Origin of the sequence: Phenylobacterium sp., from assembly GCF_036563385.1 — a bacterium.
Classification (GTDB): Bacteria; Pseudomonadota; Alphaproteobacteria; order Caulobacterales; family Caulobacteraceae; genus Phenylobacterium.
In genome coordinates, this window is the sequence record NZ_DATCML010000004.1 from 821614 (window position 1) to 832400 (window position 10787).

Here is a 10787-nt window from a genome sequence, read left to right on the forward strand (position 1 = left end):
CGGCCGCCCGTCTGCCGGGGCGGCGTTCCGCGCGAGCTTAGCCCACGGCTCGCAGAGGGCTACGGCCGAGTGGGCCTGCGCTTCCGGGGCGTCATCCGTCGCAGGCTGTGGAACTTGACTCCGTTCTCCGTGCGTTCCAGAACAAAGCTGGAACGAAAGGAGTCCGCAAAGCCATGTCCGGATCTCGCTCAAGGGAGCTTGCGGCTCTCAAGGCGAAGGTCGCCGCTCTCGAGGCGGGCGGGCGGGCGGAGTCCGAGTCCCTGCCCTTCGGCGCGCCGGAGATCGACGCCTGCCTGCCCGGCGGCGGCCTGCCGCTGGCGCGCTGGCACGAACTGGTCTCCGACGGCATGGAGGCCGAGACCGCCGCCGCTCCGGCCGCCGTCGCCGCCCTGATGGCTATGCCCCTGGCCCGCCGGGGCGAGGCGGTCTGGATTGTCCGCCGCGACGACCTTTGGGCGCCGGGGCTCGTGGGCCTGGGCTTCCCGGCGGCGCGGCTGATCCAGGTCTGCGCCCGGGACGAGGCCGAGGCCCTGTCGATCATGGAAGACGCGCTGGCGACGGTGGGGGTCTCGGCCGTGTTCGGCGAGGTGGACGAGGTCGACCTCACCGCCGGCCGCCGCCTGCAGCTGGCCTGCGAGAGGATGGGCGCCACCGGCTTCCTGATCCGCCGCCGCCCCTATGGCGGCGGGCCCAGGCGCGAGGCTGCGGGTTCCGCCGCCGCCACCCGCTGGCGTGTGGCGTCTGCGCCGTCCGAGCCCGCGCCGGACGAGTTTGGCCTGGGGGCGCCGCGCTTCCGCCTGGCGCTGGAGCGCTGCCGCGGCGGCCGCACCGGCGCCTGGGTCGTCGAGGCCGCGGGGGCCTATTCTGAGGAGGCAGGAGATGTCGCGCATCCTCTGCGCCTGGTCGCCGACCTGGGCGATCTCGGCGTGGCGCCGGCGCCGTCCGAGCGCCGCGTCGCCGCCTGACCCGGCGGCGCCCGCCCCGCCCTTCGCCCTGCTGGAGAACGTCCGCGGCGCACGCCGCCTGGCCGCCGTCGACGAGGCGGGGCTGCGGCTCGGCCTGCGCCCCGGCCAGAAGGCCACCGACGCCATGGCCCTGGTCCCCGGGCTCGCCACCGCCGACGCGGAGCCCGAGGCCGACGCCGCCGCGCTCACCGCCCTCGTGGACTGGTGCGTCCGCTTCTCCCCGGCGGTGGCCCCCGACCGCCCCGACGGCCTGTTCGTCGACATCTCCGGCGTGGACCACCTGTGGGGCGGCGAGGCGGAGATGATGGCCGACTTCCAGGCCCGGCTCGCCGCCGGCGGCCTGCCGTTCCGCTGCGCCGTCGCCGACACGCCCGGGGCCGCCTGGGCGCTCGCCCACTACGCTGAGGACGGGGTGATCGCTCCGCCCGGCGGCCAGCGCGCCCTGCTCGCGCCGCTGCCGCCCGCCGCCCTTCGCCTGGAGGCCGAGGTCGCCGCCCAAATCGAGCGCCTGGGTCTGCGCAACCTGGGCCAGATGATGGACCTGCCCCGCGGCCCCTTCGCCCGCCGGTTCGGCCAGGCCGCCATGATGCGCCTGGACCAGGCGCTGGGCCGGACCAGGGAGGCGCTGCCGTTCCGTCGGCCGCCCAGCCCTTGGTTCGCCAGGCTGGCCTTCTTCGAGCCGATCAGCGCGCCCGAGGACATGGCCCGGGTGACCCAGGACGTGACCGCCCGGCTCTGCGCCCGCCTCGAGCAGGAGGGCCAGGGCGCCCGCCGGTTCGAGGTCTGCTTCCACCGCGTCGACGGCAAGGCCCTGCCGGTGGCCGTCGGCCTGTCGCTGCCCGGCCGCGACCCGGTCCGCATCGCCAAGCTGGTGGTCCCCAAGCTCGACACCGTCGACCCGGGCTTCGGCGTCGAGGTGGTGACCATCGCCGCCTGGGAGGTGGAGCCGGTCTCCGGCCGGCAGGTGAAGCTCGACGCCCGCCGCGACGCCGCCGTGGAGGACGGCCTGGGCCCGCTGGTCGACAGGCTGGTGAACCGCCTGGGCGAGGACCGCGTCTGGCGCCCGGCGCCGGTGGAGAGCCATGTGCCCGAGCTGTCGGCGGCCCGCGGCAAGCCCCTGGGCGCCCCCTCGCCGGCCCGCCCCTGGGACCCGGAGGCGCCCCGGCCGGTGCGCCTGTTCCGCCGCCCCGAGCCGCTGGACGGCGTCATCGCGCTCACCCCCGACGATCCGCCGAACCAGTTCCGCTGGCGCGGCCGCCTCCACCGCGTCCGCCGCGCCGAGGGCCCGGAACGGGTCGCCGAGGAGTGGTGGAAGCCGGACATCCTCGATGTCTCCAGCGACCACATTCGTGACTACTATCGCGTGGAAGACCAGGACGGCGCCCGCTTCTGGGTGTTTCGCGCCGGCCTCTACGCCCCCGGCCAGCCGGCGCAGTGGTGGATGCACGGGCTGTTCGGATGACCCGCTACGCCGAGCTGCAGGCCGCCACCAACTTCTCCTTCCTCCGCGGGGCGTCGCACCCGCACGAGCTGGTGGCGGGCGCCGACGCCCTGGGGATGGAGGCGGTCGGCGTCTGCGACCGCAACACCCTGGCCGGCGTGGTGCGGGCCTGGTCGGCCATGGAGAAGCTGCGGCAGGGCGGCTCGAAGATCCGCGCTCTCACCGGCTGCCGGCTCGACTTCGCCGACCAGACTCCCAGCCTGCTGGTCTATCCCTCCGACCGCGAGGCCTACGGCCGCCTGACCCGCCTGCTCACCGTCGGCCAGCGCCGGGCGGACAAGGGCGAGTGCGTCCTCGAGTGGGACGACTTCCTGCAGCACGCCGAGGGCCAGCTGGTGCTGGTGGTCCCGCCCGAGCGGCTGGACGGCCCCTTCGAGGCGGACCTGCGGCGCATCGCCGGCGAGCTGCCGGACGTCTGGCTGGCGGCGGCGCGGCGCTACGGCGCCCGGGACCTGAAGCGGCTCTCCCACCTGCAGGCCCTGGCTCGTCGGCACGGCGCGCCGATGGTCGCCACCAACGACGTCCTCTACCACGGCCCCGAGCGGCGGCCGCTGCAGGACGTGCTCACCTGCATCCGCGAAGGCTGCACCATCCAGGAGGCGGGGCTCCGGCTGGAGGCCAACGCCGAGCGCCACCTGAAGTGGCCCGACGAGATGGCCCGCCTGTTCGCCAAGTTTCCGGGCGCAGTGGAACGAAGCGTCGAGATCGCCGGCCGCATCAATTTCGACCTCTCGCAGCTGCGCTACGAGTACCCGGACGAGCCTGTGCCGCCGGGCAAGACCGCGATCCAGCACCTGCGCGACCTGACCTGGCAGGGCGCCGCCTGGCGGTTTCCGGACGGCGTGGCGGAGAAGGAGCGGAGGGTCATCGAGCACGAGCTCGAGCTGATCGAGAAGCTCGACTTCCCGAACTACTTCCTCACCGTGCACGACATCGTCCGCTGGGCCCGTGAGCAGGGCATCCTTTGCCAGGGCCGCGGTTCGGCGGCGAACTCCTGCGTCTGCTTCTGCCTGGGGATCACCGCGGTGGATCCGACCAAGCCCGACCAGGACCTGCTGTTCTCGCGCTTCATCTCGGAAAAGCGCGGCGAGCCGCCCGACATCGACGTCGACTTCGAGCACGAGCGGCGCGAGGAGGTGATGCAGTACGTCTACCACCGCTACGGCCGCGAGAAGGCGGCGATCGTCGCCACGGTCATCCACTACCGGCCGAGAATGGCGATCCGCCAGGTGGGCAAGGCGCTGGGGCTGACCGAGGACATCACCGCCGCGCTCGCCGGCACCGTCTGGGGCTCCTATGGCGACGGGGTGCCCGACGCCCACATCCGCCAGGCGGGGCTGGACCCCGACGCGCCCGAGATCCGCCGCGCCACGGCCCTGGCCCAGGCGCTGCTGGGTTTTCCCCGCCACCTGTCCCAGCACGTGGGCGGCTATGTGCTCACCAAGCGCCGGCTGGACGAGACCGTGCCCATCGGCAACGCCGCCATGGAGGACCGCACCTTCATCGAGTGGGACAAGGACGACATCGACGCCCTGGGCCTGATGAAGGTCGACGTGCTGGCGCTGGGCATGCTGACCGCGCTGAAGAAGAGCTTCGACCTGCTGCCGCCGCTTCCGGACGGCACGGTGATCTCCGACATCGCCCACATCCCGCAGGAGGAGCCTGGGGTTTACGAGATGCTCAGCCGCGCGGACTCGGTGGGCGTCTTCCAGGTCGAGAGCCGGGCGCAGATGTCCATGCTGCCGCGGATGAAGCCGCGGAAGTTCTATGACCTCGTGATCGAAGTGGCGATCGTCCGCCCCGGCCCGATCCAGGGGGACATGGTCCACCCCTACCTGCGCCGGCGGGAGGGCAAGGACCCGGTGTCCTACCCGGCCCCGGCCCCGGAGCACGGGCCGCCCGACGAGCTGGAGAACATCCTCAAGAAGACCCTGGGCGTGCCGCTCTTCCAAGAGCAGGCCATGCGCATCGCCATCGAGGCGGCGAAGTTCTCGGAGTCCGACGCCGACGGCCTGCGCAGGTCCATGGCCACCTTCCGCCACTACGGCAACGTCGGCGAATACGGGGTGAAGTTCGTCGAGGGCATGGTGTCCCGGGGCTACGACCCCGAGTTCGCCCAGCGCTGCTTCCACCAGATCGAGGGCTTCGGCTCCTACGGCTTCCCTGAGAGCCACGCCATCAGCTTCGCCCTGCTGGTCTATGCCTCTGCCTGGGTGAAGTGGAAGCACCCCGACGCGTTCTGCGCCGCCCTGCTGAACGCCCAGCCTATGGGCTTCTACCAGCCGGCCCAGCTGGTCCGCGACGCGCGCGAGCACGGGGTGGAGGTCCGCGCGCCAGACATCCTGTTCTCCGACTGGGACTGCACGCTGGAGGAGAAGGACGATCCGCGAACGCCTCATCGTCCGGTGCGGCTCGGCTTCCGCCAGATCAAGGGGCTGAAGAAGGAGGAGGCTGACCGCATCCCGCTGGCGCGGGCCGCCGGGGCGCGCACCCTGCAGGACTTCGCCCTGCGCGCCGGACTGTCCCGGCGAACGCTGGAGCTGCTCGCCGAGGCCGACGCCTTCCGCTCCCTGGGGATCGACCGGCGGGCGGCGCTCTGGGCCGTGAAAGGGCTGGCCGACGAGATCGGCGCGGAAGCCAACGCGCCCCTGCTGAAGACCGCCTCGCTGAAGGAGCAGCAGGTGCAGCTGCCCTTCATGACCCTGCCCAAGCAGGTGGCCGAGGACTACCGCACCACCAGCCTCTCCCTCCGCGCCCATCCGGTCGCCTTTTTCCGACCCGAACTGGACCAGTTGAGTGCGGTGCGTTGCCAGGCGCTCCAGACCATGCCCGACCGCCGTCGCACCGCCGTCGGCGGTCTGGTGCTGGTCCGCCAGCGGCCGGGCACGGCCAAGGGCGTGGTGTTCCTGACCCTCGAGGACGAGACCGGCATCGCCAACATCGTCGTCTGGAAGGACGCCTTCGAGGCCAACCGCCGCCTGGTGATGGGCGCCTCCTTCCTGCTGATCGAGGGCCAGCTGCAGAAGGAGGGCGGCGTCGTGCACCTGGTGGCGCACAGGTTCACCGACCTGTCGCACAAGCTCGGGGCCATGCGGGAGGACGAGGGACCGCCGCCCGAGGTGCGCAGCCGGGTCTCCGGTCGGCTGATCCGCAGCCGGGATTTCCATTGACCCTGGCCACCTGCCGCCGAATTCTCGGCCCGACCACAAGGGGAGGGACGCCCATGTTCCGGATCGCCGCAGCCTTCGCCGCCCTGCTGTTCGCCCAATCCGTCTACGCCCAGTCCGTCTACGCCCAGTCCGCCCACGCCCAGCCGGTGAAGGCCAAGGTCGAGACCGGGGTGCTCGTGGGCGAGGCGAACGACCGGGCCAACGTCTTCCGGAACATCCCTTTCGCCGCCCCGCCTGTGGGGCCGCTGCGCTGGGCGCCCCCCAGGCCCGCCGCCGCCTGGTCCGGCGAGCGGGACGCCGCCAAGCCTGGACCGTCGTGCCCGCAGCCGATGAACGCCGACGGGTCGCCCAACTCCGGCGGGGCCAACGGGCCCACGTCTGAAGACTGCCTGCAGCTGAACGTCTTCGCGCCCAAGGGCGCCAAGAAGGCCCCGGTGATGGTCTGGCTGCACGGCGGCGCCCACCGCACAGGCGCGGGCTGGATCTACGACGGCTCCAACTTCGCCCGCGACGGCGTGGTGCTGGTGTCCGTCAACTACCGCCTTGGCGCGCTGGGCTACTTCGCCCACCCGGCGCTCACCCGCGCCGCCGGCGCCGAGCCGGTGGGCAACTATGGCCTCATGGACCAGATCGCCGCCCTGCAGTGGGTGAAGCGCAACATCGCGGCGTTCGGCGGCGACCCCGACAACGTGACCGTCTTCGGGGAGAGCGCCGGGGGAATGTCCACGCTGGCCCTGCTCGCCACGCCCAAGGCCAAGGGCCTGTACCACAAGGCCATCGTGCAGTCGGGCCTGGGCTGGTTCGAGCCGACGACGCTCGCCAAGGAAGAGCAGAAGGGTCTTGAGGCGCTGCAGAAGGCCGGGGTCACTGCGGCCACGGCGGCCGAGCTTCGCGCCTTGCCGGCCGACAAGCTGGTGGCGGTGAACATGAGCTTCGCGCCCTTCCCCGACGGCCGGCTGATGACCGAGACCGCCACCCAGGCTCTGGCCGCGGGCCGTTTCGCCGACGTGCCGCTGATCATCGGCTCCAATTCCGGCGAGGACTCGCTGATGGGACCGGCGCCCTTGCCGGCGTCCCGCCTTGGCCAGATCCCGGCCGCCGCCCGCGCCATCTACCAGGAAGAGGCGGCGGCCGGGGACGAGCGGCTTGCCCGCGCCATCTTCACGGACCGTGTGTTCACCGCGCCGGCCCGCTGGGTGGCCGCCAAGGCTGCGCCGGGACGGCCCGCCTGGCTCTACCACTTCTCCTACGTCGCCACCCGGATGCGGCCGGCCGTGACCACAGCGGCCCACGCCGCCGAGATCCCCTACGTCTTCGAGTACTGGGGCCGGCGCACGCCCATGAGCATGGTGTCGGAGGAGGATCGCAGGATCGCAGCCCTGATGCACGCCTGCTGGGTGAGCTTCGCGAAGGCCGGCGCGCCCAGCTGCGGCGGCGGTTGGCCGGCCTACCAGCCCCAGTCCGACCAGCTGATGGAGTTCGGGGCGCAGAGCGGCGTCAGGACCAACTTCCGCAAGTCGCGGCTGGACGCCCAGCAGATGGTCGCCATCCCTACCTTGGGGCTCGGTGGACCGTCGCCGACGAACGGCACGAACTGATTCGCCCGGCGGCGCGTTCTCGGAATCTCGACCTTGGGGATGCGGAGACCGGCATGGCCACCCGACCGACTTGGCAGGGCTACCTGCGCCTTAGCCTCGTGAGCTGCCCGGTGGCGCTCTACACCGCCACCACGCGCACCGGCGAGGTGCACTTCAACATGCTGCACAAGGACACCCACAACCGGATCAAGATGATCCCGACCGACCCGGAGACCGGGCCCGTCGACCGCTCCGAGATCGTTAAGGGCTACGAGATCGAGAAGGGCCGTTACGTCGTCATCACCGACGAGGAGATCAAGGCGGTGCGGCTGTCCACGACGCGCACCCTGGATATCGAGCGGTTCGTCGGCGAGGACGAGATCGACCGGCTCTACTGGAACGACCCCTATTTCCTGGCGCCGGACGGCGACATGGCGGTGGAGGCCTTCGCCGTGATCCGCGAGGCGATGCGCAAGGAGGGCCGGGTGGCGCTGGGCCGGCTGGTCATGCACCAGCGCGAGCGGCTGATGGCGCTGGAGCCGCGCGACCGCGGCATCCTTGCCTACACCATCCGCAACAACCGCGAGGTGAAGGCGCCGGCGGACGTCTTCGGCTCAATCCCGGACGCCAAGCCGCCGGCGGCGATGATCGATATCGCCGCCAAGATCATCGACCAGCTGGAAGGGCCCTTCGACCCGAGCCAGTTCACCGACCGCTACGAGGACGCGCTTCGGGCCCTTATCAAGGAGAAGGAGAAGGGGGCCACGGTGTCGGCGCCGCAGCCGACCCAGGAGGCCGAGGTCATCGACCTCATGGAAGCCCTGCGCCGCAGCCTCGGCCAGACCGCCGGCGCGGGCGCAGGCGACCGCCGCAAGCCCGCGGCCAAGAGCTCCGCCGGCCGCACCGCGGCCAAGAAGACCGCCGCCAAGCCTGCGGCCAAGAAGGCGCCGGCCAAGAAGCGCGCCTGACCTGACCTCTGTCGAAACGGGAGATGCGAAGATGAGGAAGACCCTGTTCACCACCGCGGCCGCGCTCGTGCTGGCCGGCGCCCTGACGGCCTGCGATCGCTCGCCCCAGAACGCCGACGGAGCCACCGCGGCGGGTGACCCCGGCACGGCGGCTGCGCCTGGCACGGTTGGCGGCGCGGACACCGGTCGCGACACCGGCGCCGGCGGCGAGGCCGGTGGCGCCGGCGAGGTGGGGGTCGCCGCCGAGACCGGATCGCTTGGCCCCGGCTCCACCGGCGCGAACGCCAACGACGGGGCCGCCAGCGGCGCCGGGAACACCCAGAACGACACGCCGGCGGGCGCCGGGACGACCACCCAGCCCTAGGTCCCCTCGGGCTGGGCGCGGCGGTCGTGGATCCGGCCCAGGCGGAAGCCCAGGGCCGCCCAGGCCGCCGCGATCGCGGCTCCCAGCAGCGCCACAGCGGCGCCCGAGCCCACCGCGGCGACAGCGGTGTTCAGCCACGCGCTCAGCACGTCGCCGCCGCGGTAGACCACCGTGTCGATGGCGTTCTTGGCCTTGTACTTGGTCTCATTGTCGACGCTGGTGAACAGCATCTCCCGCCCGGGTCGCACCAGGGCGTACTCGCCGACCCGGCGCAGGATCATCACCCCTGCGAGAACCGGGAAGGCCGCGGCCGCCGCCAGCAGGCCGAAGCCGGCCACCATCAGCACCGGGACCAGGGTCAGGAGCACGGTGACGCCGAGCCTGCGGGTCAGGTGACCGGTCAGGAAGATCTGGATGAAGATGGTCAGGCTCTGCACCGCCACGTCTATGGCCGCGAAGACCTGGGTCTGGCGCGTCTCGTCAGGGAAGGTCGCCTCCACCAGCCGCGCCTGCTCGAAGTAGAGGAAGGTGGTCACCGAGGTCAGCAACAGGACGAAGACGGACACGCCGATCAGGTAGGGCGAACGGGCGATCAAGGTGAGGCCGGCGAGGACCCCGCCGCCGATCGGTCTGGAGGCCGCCCGCGCTTCGCCTTCGGCCCGCGGTTGTCGCGCGCGCCACTGCAGGAGCAGGCGGACGGGGACGAGGCAGCCGATCAGCAGGGCGGCCGAGATCAGCAGCAGGCCCGCATGACCGACGTGCGCCACCAGCAGCCCGCTCACCAGCGGTCCGGCGAGGCCGCCCAGGCTGGCTCCCGCGGCCACCTGGCCGAAGAGCCGCTTGGCCTGGCCCGGCCGCATGACGTCGGCCATGAAGCTCCAGCCGATGGACACCACGAACAGGGTGAACATCGAAAGCCAGACGTAGAAGCCGCGCCCAAGCCACACGTCGTCCGCGGCGCGCCAGATGCCTAAGGCGAACGCCACGAAGCTGGCCGCGAAGAAGAGGTAGCAGACCGGCAGCAGCCGCTCGCGAGGGACGGCGCGGGCCACCCAGCCGTAGATCGGCGTCACCAGCAGAGTTACAACGAACGTTCCGGTGAACAGCCACTGCAGATTGTCCACGCCGCCCGCCACGCCCATGGTCTCGCGGACCGGGCGCAGCATGAAATAGCCGGTGAACAGCAGGAAGAAGAGCAGGAAGCCCGCCAGCACGGCGGGGACCTCCTCCGGCTCGGCCGCCACCAGGCGGGACAGCGCAGCGGGCAGGCCGCGGCGCGGCCGCGCCTCAGACGCCGTCAATGAACTGCTCCATCCGCTTGCGCAGCGCCGCGTCCGGCAGCCGCCCGCGAGCGGCGCCGAGGTTGTCATCCACATACTTCGCCTGGGCCATGCCGGGCACGGCGCAGGTCACCGCCGGGTGCGAGACCACGTACTTGAGGAAGACCTGGGCCCAGGTGGTGCAGTCGATCTCCTTCGCCCAGTCCGGCAGCGGCTTGCCCTGGGTGGCTTGGAAAAGACGCCCGCGCCCGAACGGCAGGTTCACCCAGACCGCCATCCCTCGGTCCCGCGCCAGCGGCAGGATCCGGTCGGCCGACCCGCGGTTGTCGAGGGCGTAGTCCACCTGCACCACGTCCAGCGTCTCGCGACGCATCCTGGCTTCGAAGTCGGCGTACTGGTTGTCGGACGAGGTGGTCGCCCCGACGTAGCGGATGCGTCCGGCCTGCTTCATGCCGCGAAGCGTCGCCAGCTGGTTGGTGATGTCCCGCAGGTTGTGGACGGCGATCAGGTCGATCCGCTCGGTCCGTAGCTTCTGGAAGGAGGCCTCGATCTGCGCGCGCCCGGCCTCCGGGCTGTCGGCGCCGACCTTGGTGGCCAGGAAGAGGCCCGGCCGGATCTTCAGCTCGGAAACCAGGTCGCCCACGACGGACTCGGCCTGGCCGTAGGAGGGGGCGGTGTCGATCACCTTGCCCCCCAGTTCGTGGAAGCGTTTCAGCGTCCCCCGCAGGGGCGCCTTCTCGGCCTCCGAGGGCGCGGCTTCATAGCGGCGCGCCGTGCCGATCCCGATAACCGGCAGCTGTTCGCCGCTTGATGGGATCGGCTTGGTGATAAGGCGCTCTTGGGCCGCGGCTGCGGCGGGCAGGGCGGCGGCCGCGAGGGCCCCTGCGACGAAACGGCGTCGATCGGTCTGCATGGCTCTGGCTCCAGGCTCGAGAGCTGGAGCATCGGCGACCGCGGCTCAG

At 71.9% G+C, this 10787-nt stretch carries 8 protein-coding genes; 6 read left to right on the forward strand and 2 right to left on the reverse strand.

Annotated features, from left to right (window positions below; all coding sequences use genetic code 11):
* Positions 1-173: 173 nt before the first annotated feature.
* Genes VIL67_RS04940 through VIL67_RS04965 form a run of 6 tightly spaced genes read left to right on the forward strand, consistent with a single transcriptional unit; the run spans position 174 to position 8545 of the window.
* Positions 174-965 (forward strand): ImuA family protein, encoded by a 792-nt coding sequence (locus tag VIL67_RS04940; protein WP_332047723.1) that lies wholly within the window; start codon positions 174-176, stop codon positions 963-965.
* The gene (locus tag VIL67_RS04945; RefSeq protein ID WP_332047724.1) at positions 880-2427 is read left to right on the forward strand and encodes a DNA polymerase Y family protein; all 1548 of its coding nucleotides are present in this window, start codon (positions 880-882) and stop codon (positions 2425-2427) included. The genes VIL67_RS04940 and VIL67_RS04945 overlap by 86 nt, the downstream gene beginning before the upstream one ends.
* Positions 2424-5636, forward strand: a complete 3213-nt coding sequence (locus VIL67_RS04950; protein WP_332047725.1) for an error-prone DNA polymerase — start codon at positions 2424-2426, stop codon at positions 5634-5636. The genes VIL67_RS04945 and VIL67_RS04950 overlap by 4 nt, the downstream gene beginning before the upstream one ends.
* 53 nt (positions 5637-5689) lie before the next feature.
* A complete protein-coding gene (locus VIL67_RS04955) occupies positions 5690-7234 on the forward strand; it encodes a carboxylesterase/lipase family protein (protein WP_332047726.1) in 1545 nt (514 codons plus the stop codon).
* 53 nt (positions 7235-7287) lie between these two features.
* The gene (gene ku, locus VIL67_RS04960; RefSeq protein ID WP_332047727.1) at positions 7288-8181 is read left to right on the forward strand and encodes a non-homologous end joining protein Ku; all 894 of its coding nucleotides are present in this window, start codon (positions 7288-7290) and stop codon (positions 8179-8181) included.
* 31 nt (positions 8182-8212) lie between these two features.
* On the forward strand, positions 8213-8545 hold the full coding sequence (locus tag VIL67_RS04965; RefSeq protein ID WP_332047728.1) for a hypothetical protein: 333 nt from the start codon (positions 8213-8215) through the stop codon (positions 8543-8545).
* Here the strand turns inward: VIL67_RS04965 and VIL67_RS04970 are convergent.
* Together VIL67_RS04970 and VIL67_RS04975 are read right to left on the reverse strand one after the other, a co-directional pair.
* Positions 8542-9846 (reverse strand): NTP/NDP exchange transporter, encoded by a 1305-nt coding sequence (locus VIL67_RS04970; RefSeq protein ID WP_332047729.1) that lies wholly within the window; start codon positions 9844-9846, stop codon positions 8542-8544. The two genes, VIL67_RS04965 and VIL67_RS04970, sit on opposite strands and share 4 nt — an antisense overlap.
* Positions 9833-10738, reverse strand: a complete 906-nt coding sequence (locus tag VIL67_RS04975; protein ID WP_332047730.1) for an aldo/keto reductase — start codon at positions 10736-10738, stop codon at positions 9833-9835. The genes VIL67_RS04970 and VIL67_RS04975 overlap by 14 nt, the downstream gene beginning before the upstream one ends.
* Between the last annotated feature and the right edge of the window lie 49 nt (positions 10739-10787).